General features: G+C 57.8%; 16 protein-coding genes and 2 tRNA genes. 5 read left to right on the forward strand and 13 right to left on the reverse strand.

All coding sequences use genetic code 11. The annotated features are described in order from the left end of the window. The first annotated feature begins 169 nt into the window (after positions 1-169). Positions 170-246, forward strand: a tRNA-Val gene (locus RYB66_RS06430). 166 nt (positions 247-412) lie between these two features. Next, a tRNA-Val gene (locus tag RYB66_RS06435) sits at positions 413-489 on the forward strand. A gap of 136 nt (positions 490-625) precedes the next feature. Here RYB66_RS06435 and RYB66_RS06440 read toward each other — a convergent pair. From RYB66_RS06440 to RYB66_RS06450, 3 genes are all read right to left on the reverse strand, one after another. Next, positions 626-1,687 carry an SDR family oxidoreductase gene (locus RYB66_RS06440; protein ID WP_005757221.1) on the reverse strand — a complete coding sequence of 354 codons (1,062 nt, stop codon included), beginning with the start codon at positions 1,685-1,687 and terminating at the stop codon, positions 626-628. A gap of 127 nt (positions 1,688-1,814) precedes the next feature. Next, positions 1,815-2,177: an NUDIX hydrolase gene (locus RYB66_RS06445; protein ID WP_005743561.1), complete on the reverse strand. Its 363-nt coding sequence runs from the start codon at positions 2,175-2,177 to the stop codon at positions 1,815-1,817. Between the two features lie 318 nt (positions 2,178-2,495). After that, complete coding sequence (locus RYB66_RS06450) at positions 2,496-3,572, reverse strand: NAD(P)-dependent alcohol dehydrogenase (protein ID WP_005743562.1); 1,077 nt, start codon at positions 3,570-3,572, stop codon at positions 2,496-2,498. Positions 3,573-3,839: 267 nt separating this feature from the next. Here RYB66_RS06450 and RYB66_RS06455 point away from each other — a divergent pair, with 267 nt between their 5' ends. Both RYB66_RS06455 and RYB66_RS06460 read left to right on the forward strand, forming a co-directional pair. Further along, positions 3,840-6,722 (forward strand): EAL domain-containing protein, encoded by a 2,883-nt coding sequence (locus RYB66_RS06455; RefSeq protein WP_162882914.1) that lies wholly within the window; start codon positions 3,840-3,842, stop codon positions 6,720-6,722. 178 nt (positions 6,723-6,900) lie between these two features. Continuing rightward, complete coding sequence (locus tag RYB66_RS06460) at positions 6,901-7,455, forward strand: hypothetical protein (protein WP_117139919.1); 555 nt, start codon at positions 6,901-6,903, stop codon at positions 7,453-7,455. Between the two features lie 221 nt (positions 7,456-7,676). On the opposite strand, the gene RYB66_RS06465 is transcribed toward RYB66_RS06460, so the two are convergent. From RYB66_RS06465 to RYB66_RS06500, 8 genes are all read right to left on the reverse strand, one after another. Further along, positions 7,677-8,615 carry a carbohydrate kinase family protein gene (locus RYB66_RS06465; RefSeq protein WP_057401403.1) on the reverse strand — a complete coding sequence of 313 codons (939 nt, stop codon included), beginning with the start codon at positions 8,613-8,615 and terminating at the stop codon, positions 7,677-7,679. 22 nt (positions 8,616-8,637) lie between these two features. Beyond that, on the reverse strand, positions 8,638-10,119 hold the full coding sequence (gene xylB / locus RYB66_RS06470) for a xylulokinase (RefSeq protein WP_016982067.1): 1,482 nt from the start codon (positions 10,117-10,119) through the stop codon (positions 8,638-8,640). 9 nt (positions 10,120-10,128) lie between these two features. Continuing rightward, positions 10,129-11,610: a mannitol dehydrogenase family protein gene (locus RYB66_RS06475; protein WP_316894081.1), complete on the reverse strand. Its 1,482-nt coding sequence runs from the start codon at positions 11,608-11,610 to the stop codon at positions 10,129-10,131. Positions 11,611-11,627: 17 nt separating this feature from the next. Further along, entirely contained in the window at positions 11,628-12,734 is a 1,107-nt protein-coding gene (locus RYB66_RS06480; RefSeq protein ID WP_010202752.1) for an ABC transporter ATP-binding protein, read from the reverse strand. A gap of 30 nt (positions 12,735-12,764) precedes the next feature. Continuing rightward, entirely contained in the window at positions 12,765-13,598 is an 834-nt protein-coding gene (locus RYB66_RS06485; RefSeq protein ID WP_316894083.1) for a carbohydrate ABC transporter permease, read from the reverse strand. A gap of 10 nt (positions 13,599-13,608) precedes the next feature. After that, positions 13,609-14,541 carry a carbohydrate ABC transporter permease gene (locus RYB66_RS06490; protein WP_002553634.1) on the reverse strand — a complete coding sequence of 311 codons (933 nt, stop codon included), beginning with the start codon at positions 14,539-14,541 and terminating at the stop codon, positions 13,609-13,611. An 87-nt stretch (positions 14,542-14,628) separates the two neighbouring features. Further along, positions 14,629-15,951 carry an ABC transporter substrate-binding protein gene (locus RYB66_RS06495; protein ID WP_003434156.1) on the reverse strand — a complete coding sequence of 441 codons (1,323 nt, stop codon included), beginning with the start codon at positions 15,949-15,951 and terminating at the stop codon, positions 14,629-14,631. A 240-nt stretch (positions 15,952-16,191) separates the two neighbouring features. Then, on the reverse strand, positions 16,192-17,097 hold the full coding sequence (locus tag RYB66_RS06500) for an AraC family transcriptional regulator (protein ID WP_002553636.1): 906 nt from the start codon (positions 17,095-17,097) through the stop codon (positions 16,192-16,194). Between the two features lie 129 nt (positions 17,098-17,226). Here RYB66_RS06500 and cobF point away from each other — a divergent pair, with 129 nt between their 5' ends. Further along, the gene (gene cobF, locus RYB66_RS06505; protein WP_316894086.1) at positions 17,227-17,985 is read left to right on the forward strand and encodes a precorrin-6A synthase (deacetylating); all 759 of its coding nucleotides are present in this window, start codon (positions 17,227-17,229) and stop codon (positions 17,983-17,985) included. On the opposite strand, the gene RYB66_RS06510 is transcribed toward cobF, so the two are convergent. Together RYB66_RS06510 and RYB66_RS06515 are read right to left on the reverse strand one after the other, a co-directional pair. Then, positions 17,982-19,316: a glycosyltransferase family 4 protein gene (locus RYB66_RS06510; protein WP_316894088.1), complete on the reverse strand. Its 1,335-nt coding sequence runs from the start codon at positions 19,314-19,316 to the stop codon at positions 17,982-17,984. The two genes, cobF and RYB66_RS06510, sit on opposite strands and share 4 nt — an antisense overlap. Beyond that, entirely contained in the window at positions 19,309-19,668 is a 360-nt protein-coding gene (locus tag RYB66_RS06515) for a response regulator (RefSeq protein WP_002553639.1), read from the reverse strand. Before RYB66_RS06515 ends, RYB66_RS06510 begins: the two co-directional genes overlap by 8 nt. Between the last annotated feature and the right edge of the window lie 199 nt (positions 19,669-19,867).

A 19,867-nucleotide genomic window follows, 5' to 3' on the forward strand; every position in this document is an offset into this window, starting at 1 on the left:
TTTAATATTCTTGACGATGTGGCGATCGTACCCGAGAACCAAAAGCTCTGCCAGCAACAGGCGAAAAGTGTCATTCCCTGCCAACGGGCAAAAAACGCTGTAATTCATAGGCTTAGAGAAAAAACAGATTGACAGGTATCTGAATATCCGTAGAATGCGGACCCACAGCAGGCACGTAGCTCAGTTGGTTAGAGCACCACCTTGACATGGTGGGGGTCGTTGGTTCGAGTCCAATCGCGCCTACCAGATAAAATCCGCTCTGCTGGGCGGTAAGAAAAGGGTCAGCCGAAAGGCTGGCCCTTTTTTGTCTATGGGTGCTGAACCCCAAGGTAAAAATTTCGCGTATTCAGAGAGTTACTGCAAAAAAGAATTTGACAGGCATTCGAATATCCGTAGAATGCCGACCCACAGCAGGCACGTAGCTCAGTTGGTTAGAGCACCACCTTGACATGGTGGGGGTCGTTGGTTCGAGTCCAATCGCGCCTACCAGATAAAATCCGCTCTGCTGGGCGGTAAAAAAAGGGTCAACCGAGAGGTTGACCCTTTTTTGTTGCGTCTGTTTCACTCGAAGCCAGTGCCTGCTCTTATGCCAACGCAGAGCCTTGGCACAAGAGGGCAAGCAGCTTCAGGGAATCAGTCGGTCACGGCGCAGCTTTTCAAATACCTCGAAAAACGCATCGTCACTCGCCTGGAACGCCGTGAAGCCCAGTTTGCGACTTTTCGACATATCCGTAACCACTTCGATCGGACGGCCCAGGTCGGCGTCGGTGTGCCATGGCGAAATCAGGCGATTGATATCACCTTCCTTGAGTTGATGCTCGCGGACAATATCGGTCCAGGCAGCCTGATCATCGGCCATCTGCGTTTCCAGCGGGGCTGGCTCGCTCGGAAAATCGGCTGGCTGCAGGTCGAAGTACTCGGCGATCTGCCCCCACATCCAGCTCCAGCGGAATACGTCGCCATTGGTGATGTTGAACGCCTGATTTGCCGCAGCAGGCGTCGTGGCGGCCCACAGTTGCTGATGGGCGAGCTGACGTGCATCGGTCATGTCGGTCAGACTGTCCCACTGCACGCGTGAGCCCGGAAACACGAAAGGTCGGCCGGTTGCCTTGCAGATCGAGGCATAGACGGCGAGGGTGGTCGCCATGTTCATCGCATTGCCGACCGCGACACCTGTCACGGTGTGCGGGCGATGGACGCTCCAGGTAAAACCGTCTTTCTCGGCGGCAGCGAAGACTTCATCTTCCTGCGCGTAATAGAAGTTCTCGATATCCAGGCGCGCTTGCGTCTCCCTGAACGGCGTTTGTGGCAGCGTGCCCTTACCGTAGGCTTCGAACGGGCCAAGGTAGTGTTTGAGCCCGGTGACCAGCGCAACGTGTTTCACACTGCCAGCGGGCCGTACAGCATCCAGCACATTGCGCACCATCGCAGCATTGACGCGGATGTTCTCTGCTTCAGTGGCCTGACGCGACCATGTGGTGATGAAAACGTGGGTGGGCTTCAAATCAGCCAGGGCCGCACTGACGGACTCCGGGTTCTGCAGGTCTGCAGCCACTGGAATTACGCCGGGCCGCGCTGACGGACTACGGGAGAGGGCGGCAACCTGCCAATCGTTTTCCAGTAACAACTGTGTGATTGCACTGCCGACAATGCCACTTGCGCCAACAACCAGGGCGGTCTGAGTCATAGGGGATCTCCTGAGACGGGGATGAAGGTAATGAACCGTCTGCTCTCTCAGAACAGCTTCAGGCCTGACCGTTCAACCCGATCTGGCTGATCACCCTTTGGCGTTGCGCCAGATGCTCGAAATGCTCTCAGGCCCGCTGGGCATATGACTTGACGATGGTCTTGGTCGCACTGCTGGCCTTCAAGTCTGCGAGTTTCTTCGGAGCCAGCCATTTGCAAGCGGCAATCTCATTCTGTGGCGAAGGCTCGCTTGAGGCCGGGACCTGCGTAGTGAACACGTAGTGAGTAACCTGATCTTTCTCATAAACCTCGAGATAGAGCAGATCAAGATTTTTCAGGCCTGTTTCCTCGCACAATTCACGCATGGCGGCCTGAGCAGGCGTTTCACCAGCCTCGATCTTGCCACCAGGCAATGCCCAGCGCGATTTTGGTTTGCGCACGTAGAGGACCTGGCCGTCGCGTTTGCAGATGACTGTCGCTCGTTGTTTCATGATTTGTTCACCTGTTAAAACGTCCGTTGACATGAGTATCTGCAAGGACTTCGTGAACTTGAGACCCAAAGGCAGTCAATGATAGTCACTAAAATGTAATAAATAGTTCATTTTTCTGGCCAGGACAAGCTCATGCCAGCATGAAGCAGGGTGGGCCAGGCGCAAGTGCGGGCTTCAAGCCGTTACCGACACTTACAGTGAGTATGAGTATCAGTGGGTTATTGTCTGTAGTCAGTTCATGCCTTGCGACGTACGGCATGTCTCGTGCGCGCAGCCATCCATGGCAGCGCTAGGCTCTTCAGGTGCATTCAGCCCGCATCATGCGGCGTTTGAGTCAGCAGGAATTTCCTGCTTGAGGCTGGCCATGTCGATGACGAAACGATATTTCACGTCGCCTTTGAGCATCCGCTCGTAAGCCTCGTTGATGTCCTGCATGGCGATCATTTCAATGTCTGAAACGATGCCGTGTTCGGCGCAGAAGTCCAGCATTTCCTGGGTTTCCTGAATGCCGCCGATCAACGAGCCTGCCAGACTGCGGCGTTTGAAGATCAAATTGAAGACTGCCGGAGACGGGTGCGGCTCTGCCGGTGCGCCGACCAGCGTCATGGTGCCGTCACGCTTGAGAAGGGACAGAAATGCATCCAGATCATGCGGTGCTGCGACTGTATTGAGGATGAAATCCAGGCTATTGGCCTGGGCTGCCATCTGCGCAGCATCTTTGGATACAACAACTTCGTCGGCACCCAGCCGCAAGCCATCTTCACGCTTGTCGGGCGATGTCGTGAACAGCACCACATGAGCGCCCATGGCGTGCGCGATCTTGACGCCCATGTGGCCGAGCCCTCCGAGCCCGACAATGCCCACTTTTTTGCCCGGGCCGACCTTCCAGTGGCGCAATGGCGAGTACGTGGTGATACCTGCGCACAACAGCGGCGCGACGGCGGCCAGATTGGCGTCGTGAGAGATGCGCAGGACGAACTTCTCCTTGACCACGATCTTGTCGGAGTAGCCCCCGAAGGTGTTCTCGCCGCCAAATACCGGGCCGTTGTAGGTGCCTGTGAAGCCGCTCTCGCAATATTGCTCGTCACCCTCTGCGCAGGGTGTACATTGCTGGCAACTGTCTACCATGCAGCCGACACCCGCGAGGTCGCCGACCTTGAAATGTTTGACGTCTGCACCGACTGCCGTTACCCGGCCAACGATTTCGTGGCCCGGAACCGAAGGATAGAGTGTGTTGTGCCACTCATTGCGTGCGGTATGCAGGTCCGAGTGACAAACGCCGCAGTAGAGAATGTCGATCTGAACGTCTTCGGCACCGGGTGAGCGGCGTTCGAACTGATACGGTTTGAGCACTTCCTGAGCAGACTGCGCTGCGTAACTGTAAGTCTTGACCATGACTGTCACCTGTTCAGTGGGGGAAGAATATGTAACGCCGCGAGCAAGCATAGCCGAGCCCTGCTCATTCACCTTGGCGGTCTCGCGACACACCTGAATCTGACCCGTATGGCAGCCGTGTAGTGCCCCATGTCACATGGATGTCATCTGACAGGCAAAGGGTCTGCCAAAAAGGTATGAACTTTGCAACAATGCAGCAGCACACTTGTTACCTTTGGTCATGGTTTTTACGGATGACCGTCGTCGGCTCATGCATCTGGTGTTTCCATGACAGTCTCACATCTGGCCACGGGTATATGCCCGAGCGTAGCGTTCAGTCCAGACACCACGTTGGCTGCCAACCATGACCGATTCGCCGGTCACGCGCCCATTGACGCACTTTTGAGCGCTGCACGGGAACAGATACCGGATATCGCCTGGGCAGCCTACGCTGCAGGCGAGCTGAAATGTCTGCTCGGGCAGGGCGACCCTGCAGTCGTCTGGCCTGCGCACATCGCTGCTGAAGACTTCGACACATACTGTGCTCAATCGCAGCTTCATTGCCGAGTCGCCGGGCAGGGCGAGGGCGTGTTGGGCTGGGTGCTGGCGCCAATGGCCGAAAAAGACCATCCCGCGCTGGTGGATCTCGCTGCCAGACTGGGTTCACTGTTGCAGACCGCTGCGTTGATCCGGGCGCAGAACACCCAGCGGGTTCTCTATGAAATCAGCCTGCTGGCCAGCTCCACGCTGGATCGTGGGGCTTTTCTGCAGGGTATTCATGAGCAGTTGAGTGCGCTGATCGATGCCGAGAACTTCTACGTCGCGCTGTATGACCAGCAAAGCCGCAAGATCACTTATCCGTATTACATCGACCGTTTCGATGACGAAGCGATGGGCCACGAGACGTTCGAATTCATCGACGCCGATCGAATGTCGCTCACCGGGTATGTCTTGAGCACCGGGCAACCCTTGTTTCTGGAAGCAGCCTGTATCGAGCGGGCAAAAGCCGAAGGTCGTTTTTTCTGGGTGGGGCGTCTGCCAGAGTTCTGGATGGGCGCGCCCCTGAAAAACGCCTCGGACGAAGTATTCGGCATGGTTGCGATGCAGGTCTATGACGTGTCCCGCGTCTACAGTGCTCAGGATCGCGCGTTGTTTTCCGTGGTGTCACGGCATGTGGCGATGGCCTTGGACCGACTGCTGCGCCGTACCGACCTGGAGCAGATTGTGGCACTGCGCACACAACAGCTTTCGGCAGCCAATGACGCCCTGCGCCAGGAAGTGCGCGACCGTGAACGCGCCGAGCACTTGCAGAGTGCTCTGTTCCAGATTGCCGAGCTTTCCAGCCAGCCGGGCGATATGAATGAGCTGTTTCGCAGCCTGCACATGATTGTCGGCGAGCTGCTGGTAGCACTCAATTTCTACATCGCCCTTTACGACAGCGCTACAGGCGAAGTGACCTTTCCTTATTACATCGACGAATTCCAGCCCACGCCGCCACGTTCACGGCGTGGGCAGCGCGGCTTTACCGAGTATGTGATAGGCCAGCGGCGACCGTGCCTGATCGATTACGACGATGCCCGCAGGCTGGAAAGCCTGGGCGAAATCGAGGTGCAAAAAAATACCGGTCGTTCTTCTTCCTGGCTGGGTATCCCGCTGTTCGATGGCGAGGAGGTGCGCGGCGTGCTGGTGGTGCAAAGCTATTCGAAGGATGTCAGCTATACCTTGCGTGATCAGGAACTGCTGACCTTTGTCTCTCGCCACATCGACACGGCACTGTCCCGGCGCAGCGCGGCAGAGGCAATCCACACCGCCAATGTGCTCCTCGAAGCCCGGGTTCGCGACCGGACCCGGGAGCTGGATCAGGCCAACGCCAGATTGCAGCATGAAAACTCCCACGACTCGTTGACCGGACTGCCTAACCGCAGTCACTTGCAACATCGCCTGAAACAGGCGTGGCAGGACTTTTGCCTGAACGGCCAGCAGCTGATTGTCATGTTCATCGATCTGGATCGTTTCAAGATGATCAATGACAGCCTTGGCCACCACTGCGGCGATATCCTCCTGGTGCAGGCCGCCGAGCGGCTGCGCAGTTGCATGCGTGAAGGGGATCTGCTGGCCAGGCTTGGAGGTGACGAATTTGCGGTGCTAAGCATCGATGCACCGTTACAGGCCGGTACGGATATAGCCCAGCGGATCCTGACCGCGTTCGAGCAACCGTTCGTGATTGACGATCACAGCGTCTTTTCTTCTTGCAGCATCGGCGTGGTGGGTGCTGACAGCCGCTTCCATCAGGAGCCGGCGGACCTCTTGCGTGATGCCGACACCGCCATGTATCGGGTCAAGAATGGTGGGCGTGACAGCTTCGCCGTGTTCAATCAGGCTCTGCGTCGGGAGGTGTCGGATCAGGTCGAGCAAGAGGGAGCGTTGCGCACGGCCCTGAAGCGTACTGATCAACTGATCCCCTATTTTCAGCCGGTCATCTGTGTCAGGACCGGAGAGTTACTGGCGTTCGAAGCGTTGATCCGCTGGCGCATGCCGGATGGACGGATCGTCGGGCCGGAAAGCTTTTTGCCCGCGCTGGAGGGTTTGCGCCTGATTGGTCGTCTGGATATCTACATGCTCAAATGCGTGGTGAACATCCTGGCGCAACCCGAGAACGGCCACTGGCCGCCAGTGCATGTGAACTGCTCCAGCTACAGCATCACCCGCCCGGCATTCGCTGCAGAAGTGCTGGCGATGCTTGCTGAACAGAATGTTGCGCCCTGGCGTCTGTGCCTGGAGCTTACGGAGGGGGCATTGGTGGCCGACCCTGAGCAGGCACGCCTGTCAATGAAGCAACTGGCCGAGCAGGGCATGTCGGTCATGCTGGACGATTTTGGCGCGGGGTTTTCTTCGCTCAGCTATGTGCATCAGTACCATTTCAGCGGCTTGAAAATCGACAAATCGTTTATCTTCGGACTGGCCTCCAGCATACGCAGCCGGGCCATCGTGCGGGCCATCGTACGCATGGCCGAATCCCTTGATCTGAACGTCGTCGCCGAAGGTGTCGAAGATCTGGAAACACTCGAGTTGCTGCGCGAGATCGGCGCGACCCAGGCGCAGGGTTACTACTTCTCTGAACCGTTGCCGATCGAGCTGTTGAACGTCAATACCGGTCGTGCGGCAGGCTGAAAGCAGCCTGTGTCGGCGAATGTTTGCCGCAAACGGCAGAATGTATGGGTTTTTTTGACAGTGCCGATCTTTAGCTTTTGAATTTAAGTTATAAAAATCAGTAACTTATGGATTTACTGTGCACTTGGCACTGGACTTGCTGTTGAACCTGAGCAACAGGTTCATCAGGAGGTGAAAGATGATTATTGGCACGAGTGCGCTTGAGCAGCTTGTTTCCCGGGCTGTGGTTGGGCGCAAAACCGTAGATGAGGTGTCTCAGGACGCATTCAGCTCGGTTGCCGCAGCTGGCCTGACATCAGGTTCAGCACCGGTTACCACGCCGGTCAGCAATTCAACATCGCAAGACAGCAAGCAGGACAACAGCGGTTACAACGAATCCTTCGCGCGGATGATGATCAATCTCAAGTCTGCCGGTGATTCGTCACTGTCGGAAAAGACGGCTGATCGCGACAACGGTGTCATCGGTTCAGGGGCCAGCGCCACCAGCACCACTGACACTGCGTCGACGGGTTCGGTAGAACAGAAGTTCATGGACTCTCTGAAGCAGACAGCCGAAGAGAAAGTGCGCGAGAAGCTGACGGGCGTCACCCAGAAAGACTACGACGCCATGGCACCTCAGGACCAACTGGCCATTGACCAGAAAGTCCAGGACGCGCTCAAGGACAAGCAGAACAACGTTGCAGATGACATCAACACCCGCATCAGAGGTATCAAGGCCGGCATGCTGGCTTGACCGGGCAGTGGGTTCAGTTGCTTGTTCGGCGACTGTAATGGCTCTTTCGTGAGCAAGCTCACTCCCACAAATGGAATGCTTTCCAAATGGGAGTGAATCCTGAAACTTCTCCCGCTTGGAACAGGTTCGGAATGTGGGAGTGAGCTTGCTCACGAAGACTTTAGTTCATGCGTTACATGTTGCGGATGTACCGCTGTTTTTGTTTCTCGTCGAAAACTGAATCACCCCAACTGATGCCGATACGGCAGATCCGGCCCGACCTTTGTGCAGGTCAGCGCGGCTGCGCCGACGGCAAAATTCAGCATCTCGTCCAGGGTTTCCCGTGACAGCGTCGACAAGCCTTGTGGCGTATCGAGCTGACGCTCGCTGAGGAAGGTCAGCAGCGCCGCCTGAAAAGTATCCCCGGCCCCGACGGTATCGGCGGTGACCACCGTTTTTGCCGGCACTGACCAAGTACCATGCTGCCGGGTAAAGACGCTGGCACCTTGCGTGCCGCGGGTGACGATGACCAGTTGCGTACGCTTGCCGAGCCAGCCTTCGGCGATTTTTTGTGGGTCACTGTCCGGGTACAACAGGTGCAGGTCTTCGTCACTGACCTTGATCAGGTGCGCATGTTCGGCGAACGCTGCGACCTGGCTGCGCCAGCGCTGAATGTCCGGTGCCGGGTTGAGGCGCACGTTGGGGTCCAGTGAAATCAGGCGTTTCGTACTTTCGCGGGCGACCAGCGCCAGCAGTGTGTCGGCAATCGGCTGCACCACCAGCGAAAAGGAGCCGACGTGAATGCCGCGTACCTGCGCATCGAGTTCCGGCAGATGTTCAAGGCGCAACTGCCGGTCCGCGCAGCCGTCGCCGCGAAAGCTGTAAGTCGGCGAGCCGTCGCTGCCCACGGCGACCATGGCCAGTGTCGTGGGCGCGTCGAACTCAACCAGGTGATCGGTATTGACCGTTTCCTTTTCCAGCACGGCACGCAGACGGCGGCCCAGGTAATCGGTGGACAGCCCGGCAAAGAAGCCTGCCTCCACACCCAGGCGGCGCAGTCCGATCGCAACGTTGAATGGAGAGCCGCCGGCAATCGCATCAAACCCCAATCTGTTCAGGGAACCGCTGTCATCAGCGCGGGTAAAAATATCGAACAGTGCTTCGCCACAAACCAGAAACATAAGTGCTCCATGAAAAAACGGTTCAAACCTTGCGCAGTTGCGCCTGATAACGCTGATAGACCTGCTGATAGGCGGCCACATTATGCACCACGGGGTGCGTCTCACTGCTTTGATCGAGACTTACACAGCGTTCGCACAGTTGCTGCAGGCCCTCAGCCTTACCGTTGGCGTGCGACCAGCACCATGCGGCCTGAATGGCCGCGCCCAGCGCGGCGGCTTCTGCGTGGTCGGTGCAGATCACCGGAGTATTCATGATGTCAGCTACGATCTGCCGCCATACCGCACTTTTGGAACCGCCGCCAATCAGGCGGATTTTCTCGCTTTTGATACCACTGTCGCGCAGCAGGTCCAATCCGTAGCGAAGGCCGAAGGTGGTGCCTTCGACCACGGCGCGGGACAGGTTGGCCTGGGTCAGATTGGTGCTGTCCAGGCCGACGATGCTGCCGGTGGCATCGGGCAGAGCGGGCACACGTTCGCCGTTCAGAAAAGGCAATATCAGCACGCCTTCGGCCCCTATCGGTGCCTGGGCGACGGCCTGGTTGAACCCGGCGATATCCAGAGCGAACAACTCACGAATAGCCGTGGTCGCATTGGTCAGGTTCATGGTGCAGATCAATGGCAACCAGCCACCGGAGGATGAGCAGAAGGTAGCGACCGACTCATGTTCGCTGACCCGCGCCTCATCGGCGTAGGCATAGACAGTGCCTGACGAGCCCAGGCTCATGGTGATCAGACCGGGCTGGATATTGCCCGTGCCAATGGCGCCCATCATGTTGTCGCCGCCACCACTGGACACCAGTGCGGCGGGGTTCAGGTCCAGCAGTCGGGCGATTTCAGGACGCAGCACGCCAACCGCTTCGTGTGCTTGCACCAATTGCGGCAGCGCCTTGCCCAGACGGCCGCTCGGGTCGATGTGCGCGAGCAGCGGCAGGTCCCACTCACGGGTGCGCACATTGAAATAACCGGTGCCCGATGCGTCTCCGAATTCAGTGCAGCAGCGGCCGGTCAGCCAATAGTTGAGGTAGTCGTGGGGCAGCAGCACCTTGTCTATATGCTCAAACAGCTGCGGGTACTGTTCCTTGGTCCACAGCAGTTTGGACACGGTATAGCCCGGCGCAATGACCAGACCAAGGCGTTGCAGGGAACCCTGCGCGCCGCCCAGGTAATCCAGCAAGCGCTGGTTTTCCGGGGCCGATTCAGTGTCGCACCACAGTTTGGCCGGGCGCAGCACCTCACCTTGAGCATCGAGTAGCACCAGACCATGTTGCTGGCCCGATACGCCGATGCCGAGAATCTGCTGCCCCGACACGCCAGACTGTGCCAAGGCATCGCGGGTGGCCTGTTGCAGCGCGTTCAGCCATTGCCCGACGTCCTGCTCGCGGCGGCCGTTATGGTCGCTGATCAGGCTATGCGAGGCCGAACCCTCGCCCAGCACAGTACCGCTTTCGGTATCGAGCACCAGCACCTTGGTGCCCTGGGTGCCGCAGTCAATTCCAAGAAACATGGGCGCACCTCAAAGGCGGTTGGCCAGAAGTTTTTCCAGCGTGCCACTGACGCCCAGCGTGCGCAGGTCATTGAGGTTCTGCTCGAACGCTGCGACAAACTCGGCTGATTTCGGAATGGCAACGCCAAATATTTCCTCAACCTGCAACAGCCGCTGGGTAATCAGCTCGTCGTCGGCCACCAGTGCCTGACAGAACTCGGCGCGCGGGTCGGGAATTTTGTAGGTCGTGCCGTTCTCGTCCACACCCTTCAGATACAGCGCCCACGCGGCAACGACCAGCGAGGCTCGCTCGAAATTGCCCTGATCGACGATCAGACGATTGATCGTCGGAATAGTGAACTTGGGAAATTTGGACGAACCGTCCGAACAGACCCGTTCCAGCTGATCGGCGATCGCCTGGTTGGAAAAGCGCTCGATCAGTGTGTCTTTATAGCCTTCCAGGTCGATGCCCGGCACCGACGCCAGCTGCGGCGTGACGTCCAGGTCCATGTAAGCGCGGATGTAGCGCACGAACAGCGGGTCATTCATGGTTTCGTGGACAAAACGATAACCCTTGAGGAAGCCTAGATAGGTCAGGGCAAGGTGGCTGCCGTTGAGCAGCTTGATCTTCATTTCCTCATAGGGCGTTACATCATCGGTGAACTGCACGCCGACCTTTTCCCAGGCTGGGCGACCGTTGACGAACTTGTCTTCCAGCACCCATTGCACGAACGGTTCGCAGACCACCGGCCAGGCGTCGTCGATGTGCTTCTCGTCCGCCAGCTTCAGCCGGTGAGCAGCGCTGGTCATGGGGGTGATGCGGTCGACCATCGCGTTGGGGAAGCTGACGTTGTCTTTGATCCAGTCATGCAGATCGGCATCGCGCAAGGTGGCAAACGCCAGCAACGCCTTGCGAGTGACTGCGCCATTGTGCGGCAGGTTATCGCAGGACATCAGGGTAAAGGCTGGCGTACCTTCGGCACGGCGGCGCGCCAGTGCAGCGCAGAGGAAGCCGAATACCGTCTTTGGCTGGTCCGGGTGTGCCAGGTCATGCTGGATCTGTGGCAGATGCGCCATGAACTGGCCATTGCTGTCGTCGATGCAATAGCCGCCTTCGGTGATGGTCAGCGAGACGATGCGGATGTCCGGGCTGGACAGCTTGTCGATCAACGCCTGAGTGCTGTCTTCGGCCAGCAGCATGCCGCTGATCGAGGCAATGACGCGGGTTTCGGTATCTGGCGTGTCGCCCAGTTCGTAGAGCGTGTACAGATAGTTCTGCTGCGCCAGTGCGTCACGTACGGCTTTGTCTTCAGGGCGCAGACCGACGCCGCAGATGCTCCATTCAAAGCCTTCGCCGCTGTTCATCAGTGCATCGGTGTAAAACGCCTGATGCGCCCGATGGAAGCCGCCAACGCCGATATGGGCAATGCCCTGGCGAGTGCTTTCGACGGTGTAGGCGGGCAGGGCAATGTCGGCGTCCAGTCGGGACAGATTGTTTTTGGTCAGTTTCATGAAGGGCTCTCCGGAACTCAGGCGGCGACAGTCTGCAAGGCTTTGGCAATCACCAGACCTTGAGCGTCGAACAGGTGGCATTGGGCACTGTCCAGGTGCAGGTTCAGCGTCTCGCCGTACTGGCTGGCCAGGTCGCCACGAATACGCATGGTCAGCGCCTCGCCCGAACGGGTGCGCACATGGCAATAGGTGTCGCTGCCAAGACGTTCGCTGACATCGGCAATCACCTGCAACTGGCAATCTTCGCTCTGGGCAAGGTTCAGGTGTTCCGGGCGGATGCCCAGCGTTACAGCCGCGCCAACGCTCTGTCCTGCGCCATTGACCGGCAGACTGATGCGCGTTCCGGCATCCAGCTCGACTTCACAGCCGGCGTTGTCCACTCGACTGATCTTGCCCTTGAGGAAGCCCATTTTCGGCGTGCCGAGAAAGCCTGCGACAAACAGATTGGCCGGGTGGTGATAAAGCTCCAGCGGCGAGCCGACCTGCTCGACCTTGCCGCCGTTGAGCACGACCACCTTGTCGGCCAGGGTCATGGCCTCAACCTGGTCGTGGGTCACATAAATCATCGTGGCCTGCAGCTCTTTGTGCAGGCGCGACAGCTCCAGGCGGGTTTGCACGCGCAGCGCGGCGTCGAGGTTGGACAATGGTTCATCGAAGAGAAAAATCTTCGGGTTGCGCACGATGGCTCGACCAATCGCAACACGCTGTCGTTGCCCACCGGACAACTGCTTGGGTTTGCGTTCCAGCAACGGGCCGAGTTCCAGAATGCGCGCGGCTTCATCGACCTTCTTCTTGATCTCGGCCTTGTCGCCACCCGCCAGATCCAGCGCGAATGACAGGTTCTTGCCTACCGTCATGTGCGGGTAAAGCGCGTAGGTCTGGAACACCATCGCCAGATCGCGTTTGGCCGGCGTGACCTGGGTAATGTCGCGGCCATCGAGTTCGATGGTCCCCGAGGTGACTTCCTCAAGCCCGGCGATGAGCCGCAGCAGGGTGGATTTGCCACAGCCCGAAGGCCCGACAAAGACCACGAACTCGCGGTCATTCACGTCCAGATCGATACCCTTGATGATTTGATGACCATCAAAGCCTTTTTGCAGGTTGCGGATGCTCAGGTTAGCCATGTTGGATTCCTTCTTGTTCTTTGAGGCGGGCTATTTGACAGCGCCGAACGACAGGCCGCGAACCAGCTGTTTCTGACTGATCCAGCCGAAAATCAGGATGGGCGCACACGCCAGGGTCGAGACCGCCGACAGCTTGGCCCAGAACAGCCCTTCGGGGCTGGAGTAGGAGGCGATCAGTGCCGTCAACGGTGCCGCTGCGGACGAGGTCAGGTTCAGTGACCAGAACGCTTCGTTCCAGCACAGGATCAGCGATAGCAGTGCTGTAGAGGCCAGCCCGCCCTTGCAGATCGGCATCAGCACGCGAAAGATCTCCTGGCGGGTGCTGGCTCCGTCCAGCCGTGAGGCCTCAAGGATCTCACCGGGAATATCCTTGAAATAGGTGTAGATCATCCAGACCACGATCGGCAGGTTGATCAGCGTGTAGATGATGATCAGCGCCAGCCGCGAATCCAGCAGGCCAAAGGTCTTGGCCAGCAGGTAGATCGGCATCAGCACGCCCACTGGCGGCAGCATCTTGGTCGAGAGCATCCACAGCAGGGTGCTTTTGGTGCGTTTGGTTTCGAAGAACGCCATGGAATACGCCGCAGGAATGGCGATCAGCATGGCCAGGGCGGTGGCGCTGAAGGAAATCAGCACCGAGTTCCAGGCAAAATGGAAGTAATCGCTGCGCTCCTGAATGTGCAGGTAGTTTTCCAGCGTTGGGGTAAAGAACAATTGCGGCGGCGTCGCAAAGGCGTCGATCTCGGTCTTGAAGCTGGTCAGCACCATCCAGAAGATCGGGAAGAACACCAGCGCAGCGATCAGCCAGCACAAGCTCCCGAGTAGCAGGCTTTGCAGGCGGCGTGATTGTTTGAGGGTCATCATGGCAAGGTCCTCATGACTTGTCGGTGAGGTTTTTGCCGATCATCCGGATCAGGATGATCGCCGCGATGTTGGCGATTACTACGGCGATCAGTCCGCCCGCCGAGGCCATACCGACGTCGAACTGCAGCAGCGCCTGGATGTAGATCAGGTATGCCAGGTTGGTCGAGGCAAAGCCCGGCCCGCCATTGGTGGTAGTGAATATTTCAGCGAACACCGAGAGCAGGAAGATCGTCTCGATCATGACCACCACGGCAATCGGACGTGCCAGGTGCGGCAGGGTCAGGTGCCAGAAGATCGCGATGGGGCCGGCTCCATCCAGACGCGCCGCCTCTTTCTGTTCCTGGTCCAGCGACTGCATGGCGGTCATCAGGATCAGAATCGCGAACGGCAGCCATTGCCAGGACACGATGATGATGATCGACAGCATCGGGTAATGGGCAAACCAGTCGATGGGCTGCGCACCAAAGAACTTCCACACCGCCGCGAGTACGCCGGACACCGGGTGGAAAATCAGGTTTTTCCAGATCAGCGCACTGACCGTGGGCATGATGAAGAACGGCGAGATCAACAGCACACGGACGATGCCACGACCGAAAAACTCACTGGCTTCGAGCAGCGCCGAAATCAGCACGCCGAGGATTACACTGATCGCCAGCACGCTGCCGACCAGTAGCAAGGTGTTACCGGCACCGGGCAGAAAGCCGCTGTCGGTGACGAAATACTGGAAGTTCTCCAGCCCGACGAACTCGTTTTCGCCGGGGGAGAGCAGGTTGTAGCGGATCAGCGAGAAATAAATGGTCATGCCCAGCGGCACGATCATCCACACCAGCAGAAGCGCCACTGAAGGACTGACCAGAAACCAGCCCGGCTTGAATCGACGGCTTTTGAGCGGTTGCTGTTCGCCGGACAGGTCCGTGCGTTCAGGGGAGGCTGAGGTATTCATGGGGAGCTCCGAACCGGATTGCACCAGAGTTGTTGCACAGGTGAGCGGCAGGGCGAAAGCGTTGGCCTTCACCCTGGTACAGGACGGTTACTTTTTCGGGTAACCCGCTCGTTTCATGTCACGTGCAGTCGCTGTTTGCGCATTCTGCAAGGCTTGATCCACAGTGGACTGACCTATGAGTGCTGCGGAGAACTGCTGACCGACGCTGGTGCCGATGGCCTGGAACTCGGGAATGGTGACCAGTTGAATGCCGACGTAAGGCACGGGCTTGAGGGTTGGCGACTTGGGATCGACCTTTTTCAACGACTCAAGCGTGATGTTGGCAAACGGCGCTGCCTTTTTGTACTCGTCGGTGTAGGTCGAGGCGCGGGTGCCCGGCGGTACGTTGGACACACCGTCGGTATCGGCAACCAGTTTGGCGTACTCTTTCGAGGTGGCCCACTGGGTGAACTCGGCAGCATCCTTGGTGTTCTTGGCGCTGGTCGGGATCGCCAGCGACCACGAATACAGCCACGACGAGCCCTTGTCGGTTACTTCATGCGGTGCGTAGGTGAAGCCGACGCTGTCGGCCACTTTGCTCTGCTTCTTGTCGGTCACGAACGAACCGGCAACGCTGGCGTCGACCCAGATGGCGCACTTGCCGCTGTTGAACAGCGCAAGGTTCTCGTTGAAACCGTTGCTGGAGGCGCCCGGCGGCCCGGACTGCTTCATGGTGTTGACGTAGAAGTTCAGCGCATTCTTCCACTCTGGCTGATCGAACTGTGGCGTCCACTTCTCATCGAACCAGCGTCCGCCAAAGGCGTTGGCCAGCGTGGTGATCAGCGCCATGTTCTCGCCCCAGCCAGCCTTGCCGCGCAGGCAGAGACCGTACTGTTCCTTGGATTTGTCGGTCAGTTTGCCGGCGAACTCGGCGATCTGCGTCCAGGTAGGGCGCTCTGGCATGGTCAGGCCGGCCGCCTTGAACAGGTCGGTGCGGTAGTAAGTGATCGAAGCTTCAGCATAGAACGGCAGGGCGAACAGTTTTCCGTCCACCGACAGGCCGTCACGCACGGAAGGGAACACATCGTCCAGCTCGTAACTGGCAGGCAGGTCTTTCATTTCCTGCAACCAGCCTTTCTGACCCCAGAGTGAGGCTTCGTACATGCCGATGGTCAGCACGTCGAACTGACCGCCCTTGGTGGCGATGTCGGTGGTCAGTCGTTGGCGCAGGACGTTCTCTTCCAGCACGACCCAGTTGAGCTTGATGTCGGGGTGCTTTTCTTCGAAGGTCTTGGAGAGGCGCTGCATGCGAATCATGTCGCTGTTGTTGACCGTGGCAATGGTCACGGTGCCTGCCGTGGCGCTGCCACTGAAGACGAAACAGGTACTGAGGACGGAACTGGCGAGCAGAAGTTTTGCTGAGTTCTTCATTGATCACTCCTCTTCCACGCCCAGTGAGCAGTAGAAGGATGGTTATTGTTTTTTTCTCTTCCGGAGGTGAGGAAGATGTGGATTGATTACACCGGCGTTCGGTCGGAAAGACAAATCCTGCGCCGCACTCTGACTGATACTTTTTTGCACTGATGCACGAAAGGCCGATAGAGCCGAATCGCCCATAGGCTGGCTTCGCCGCAACTGCAGCGTAGACGATAGGCGCAAGGGCAGGGTGAATCAGTACAGGTTTTGTTCGGTCAGGCGCTGCACGGCCAGGCGGCGATAATGCGAAGGCGTCATGCCCTTGAGTTGCTGGAAGCGCCGATTGAAATTGGAGATATTGTTGAACCCGGATTCAAAGCACACATCAGTGACCGGTTTGTCGCCATCAGCCAGCAATTCGCACGACTTGCTGATGCGCAGTCGATTGACGAACTCTACAAAGCATCGCCCCGTGGCCTGCTTGAACACTCTGGAAAAATAGGTTGGCTTCATGCCCAGATACTCGGCCACTTCCTCCAGCGGCAGCTCCCGGCCATAGTGGGCAAAGATGTAATCCACCGCCCGGTTGGTGCGATCGACGCTGTGCTCGTCAGCCGTATGGGCGACCGCAGTGCCAGAGAGCAACTGATAGTCGTCGCTGGCCGCCAGCAACTCGAGAAGAATGAAGAAATGACCCAGGCGGGTGATGCCACGTGAGTCGGCAATCTTCTGCATCAGCTTCATGGCCTGACGAATCGTACGTTTGCAGCGAAATTCGATGCCGTAGCGGGCGCGTTCCAGTAATGGCGTCAGGGTTTTTAGTTCGGCAAACACCTGATTGCCACTTTCCAGCAGTTCATCGGTGAAGTTGACCAGCATGTCGCGTTTGGCCACAACTTCACCCTCATCGATCTGGCTGATCCAGTTATGCGGCAGGTTGGGGCCGGTCAGAAACAGGCTGGCAGGGTTGAAATTGCCGATGTAATCGCCGACAAATACCTTGCCTGAGCTGGCCACAATCAAATGCAGCTCGTATTCCTTGTGAAAGTGCCAGCGCACCAGCGGACAGGGGAATCCGTGCTCGCGATAAATGATCGACAGCCCGTTGTGGTCGTCCATCAATTCGTAGGAAGGGTCGGCGATTCTTGTTGTTTTACTCATGGCTATGTCGTGTTCAGCAGTTGCCAGAACGATAATGTGCCTGATTTTCAGCTTCAATGCCCGGTCGCTGACAAAAATCACCTACGATCAGCCGTCTCACATGATTTGCCACAGTGGAGTGGTTATCCGATGAAACAGATCCTGCTGATTGGCATGGGGGCCGGTGATCCCGAGCAGATTACCTTGCAGGCCATTGCTGCGCTGAACCGTGCCGACGTGATCTTCATCCTCGACAAGGGCTATGTCGACGATGAGCTGCTGCGCCTGCGCAAAGCGCTTTGCCAACGGCATATCACTCATCAGGACTATCGTCTGGTACAGGTTCAGGACCCTCGGCGCGAAGGCGACCCTGATGCCTACGAGCGGGGTATCGAAAGTTGGCACGAGCAGCGCGCTGCATTGTTCGAACGGCTGTTGACCGATGAGCTTGGCGCAGATCAGGTTGGTGCATTTCTGGTCTGGGGCGATCCGTCACTGTATGACAGCTCCATGCGCATCCTTGACCGCGTATTGGCGCGCGGCAGGGAAACATTCGAATATCAGGTGATTCCCGGCATCACCAGTGTCCAGAGCCTGGTGGCGCAACACCGGATACCGCTCAATCGTATTGGTGAGTCGATTCACATCACCACAGGGCGACGCCTGGCGGCGGCAGCGCTTGAGCAACACAGCAATGTCGTGGTGATGCTGGATGCACAGTGCACATTCGAGCGTTACGTCGGGCAGGGGCTGGATATCTATTGGGGCGCTTATCTGGGCACCGCGGACGAGATACTGGTGTCTGGCAGGCTCGATGACGTGTGTGAGCAGATCAAGCTGTTGCGCGCCGAAGCGCGCGACCGCAGGGGGTGGATCATGGATACCTATCTGCTGCGCAAACCAGCTTAGACCGTATCTTCAGCCTTGTTACGGTTCTTGGCTTCGATCCACTGCGCCATGTACTTGGTGCTCTTGTGGTGATGATGGCGAAGCATGGCGCCGGTGAAGTTCGCCAGACGATGCTCGGGCAACTGGTTACGAAGGGTCTGAATGCGCTCGATCAGGCTCGCACAGTGTTGCCGATGCTGGTAACGCGCCTGCAGCATCGCCAGCCCGGCGTTCTGCGCCTCTAGCCAGCGGGTCTGGTCTTGATAGAGTCTGACCGCAGCATCAGCGATGTCTTTCGGGTTATCGGCGATGACGCCAGGCCACGGCAGCCCGCCGCTCATGGCTTCTGCGCCGATCACAGTGGTGATTGACGGAGTGCCGCAGAGCATGGCATCCATCAATTTGCCCTTGATGCCGGCACCGAAACGCAACGGCGCGAGACAAATGCGTGCTGATGACATGACCTGCAACGCATCTTCAGCCCAGTGCTTCACATGAAACCCTTGAGCGCCATTGTGCAGCGCTGTTGCCTTGGGTGGCGTGTAGGCACCGTAAATATGCAGCTGCGCTTCAGGCAATTGATGACGGATCAGCGGCCAGATTGCGGTTTTCATCCATAGCACCGCATCCCAGTTGGGGGCGTGACGGAAATTACCGATGCTGAGGAAGTGCGCGCGCTCTGCAAAAGGCCGAACGCTGTCGGGAACGCCGTCAATCATTAGCGGACACCAGTGCAGCAGCGAGGCGGGCAGCCCAAAGGAACCGGTCAGCAATGCCATTTCAACGTCGGATGTCATCAGGTTCAGGTCGCAGCGATACAACGATGCGACCTCGCGCTGCGCCAGCTCGCTGGAGGCGATCTGCTTGAAAAGCCCCGGCGTTGAAGTGTCGCAGATATCGCTCGGATCACCCGCGAAATCGCTGTTCAGCGAGTCCTTCAACATCTGATGGCGTGCATGGCGCAGGCTTTGAAAATCCGACGTTTCCAGAATGCGCAGGGCGTCGGGGCATTGTTGCTCGACGCGCCAGCCGAACTGCTCTTCGATCATGAACTGATCAAAAACAACGATATCGGGCTGCAATCTGCTGACAAAAAGGTCAAAACTGCTGTCATTGAGCGCGATTCGTACTTCCTCGATGCCCAGGCTGACCAGATCGGCCCTATGTTCACCTTCAGTGGCAGGGCTGGCAAAGGTAATCTGCCAGTTCTGCTCGAGGAAGCATTGGATCAGTTGCATCATGTGCCCGCTGGCAGCCGAAGAGCGTGGCTCGGGCCATACGTAGCCGATGATCAATACACGTGTACTGGCGTGCGTGTCGGTGTGACTGAAAGCAGCTTTGATGTCAGTCAAGGATGCTTTTTACCTTGTCACGCAACTGGTCGATCGAAAAAGGCTTGCCGATCGAATGCATGCCTGGCGGCACATCGATGTTCTCGGAGTAACCGCTGGCGAACAGTACCGGCAATTGAGGCCGCAGTTCGATGACCTTTTTAGCCAACGCGGTGCCCTTCATGTCGGGCAACCCCTGATCAGTCATCAACAGGTCGATGTGCCTGGTATCGTCAACAACGAAAGTCAGGGCTGAAGTGGCGTCCTCGGCTTCCAGTACCTTGTATTCCAGCTCTTCGAGCACGTCGACAATCAGCATGCGCACAATGGCGTCGTCTTCGACCACGAGAATGGTGCGGGCTGTGTCCGGCATTGTTGACTCCTTAAACCTGAAAAATGGTGATAGCGCAGACAGCATGGAATGCCATGCTTCCTTTTCCGGCAGCTCAGAGTAACCGAGCGCCGTCCTGTCCACTGTTGATACTGTCCCTGTATCAGTAAATAAAAACCGGGTGGAAGTTCAATCGGCGCACAAATACGGTGAATTGTGAGGGTGATTGATGGCTTTACGT

The sequence above is a fragment of the Pseudomonas syringae group sp. 243L2 genome, from assembly GCF_032587875.1.
Classification (GTDB): Bacteria; Pseudomonadota; Gammaproteobacteria; order Pseudomonadales; family Pseudomonadaceae; genus Aquipseudomonas; species Aquipseudomonas amygdali.

What these genes read in the sequence shown, in the direction of transcription:
- RYB66_RS06440 (WP_005757221.1), bottom strand. Translation starts at nt 1,687, where the DNA reads ATGACTCAGACCGCCCTGGTTGTTGGCGCAAGTGGCATTGTCGGCAGT.
- RYB66_RS06445 (WP_005743561.1), bottom strand. Translation starts at nt 2,177, where the DNA reads ATGAAACAACGAGCGACAGTCATCTGCAAACGCGACGGCCAGGTCCTC.
- RYB66_RS06450 (WP_005743562.1), bottom strand. Translation starts at nt 3,572, where the DNA reads ATGGTCAAGACTTACAGTTACGCAGCGCAGTCTGCTCAGGAAGTGCTC.
- RYB66_RS06455 (WP_162882914.1), top strand. Translation starts at nt 3,840, where the DNA reads ATGACAGTCTCACATCTGGCCACGGGTATATGCCCGAGCGTAGCGTTC.
- RYB66_RS06460 (WP_117139919.1), top strand. Translation starts at nt 6,901, where the DNA reads ATGATTATTGGCACGAGTGCGCTTGAGCAGCTTGTTTCCCGGGCTGTG.
- RYB66_RS06465 (WP_057401403.1), bottom strand. Translation starts at nt 8,615, where the DNA reads ATGTTTCTGGTTTGTGGCGAAGCACTGTTCGATATTTTTACCCGCGCT.
- xylB (WP_016982067.1), bottom strand. Translation starts at nt 10,119, where the DNA reads ATGTTTCTTGGAATTGACTGCGGCACCCAGGGCACCAAGGTGCTGGTG.
- RYB66_RS06475 (WP_316894081.1), bottom strand. Translation starts at nt 11,610, where the DNA reads ATGAAACTGACCAAAAACAATCTGTCCCGACTGGACGCCGACATTGCC.
- RYB66_RS06480 (WP_010202752.1), bottom strand. Translation starts at nt 12,734, where the DNA reads ATGGCTAACCTGAGCATCCGCAACCTGCAAAAAGGCTTTGATGGTCAT.
- RYB66_RS06485 (WP_316894083.1), bottom strand. Translation starts at nt 13,598, where the DNA reads ATGATGACCCTCAAACAATCACGCCGCCTGCAAAGCCTGCTACTCGGG.
- RYB66_RS06490 (WP_002553634.1), bottom strand. Translation starts at nt 14,541, where the DNA reads ATGAATACCTCAGCCTCCCCTGAACGCACGGACCTGTCCGGCGAACAG.
- RYB66_RS06495 (WP_003434156.1), bottom strand. Translation starts at nt 15,951, where the DNA reads ATGAAGAACTCAGCAAAACTTCTGCTCGCCAGTTCCGTCCTCAGTACC.
- RYB66_RS06500 (WP_002553636.1), bottom strand. Translation starts at nt 17,097, where the DNA reads ATGAGTAAAACAACAAGAATCGCCGACCCTTCCTACGAATTGATGGAC.
- cobF (WP_316894086.1), top strand. Translation starts at nt 17,227, where the DNA reads ATGAAACAGATCCTGCTGATTGGCATGGGGGCCGGTGATCCCGAGCAG.
- RYB66_RS06515 (WP_002553639.1), bottom strand. Translation starts at nt 19,668, where the DNA reads ATGCCGGACACAGCCCGCACCATTCTCGTGGTCGAAGACGACGCCATT.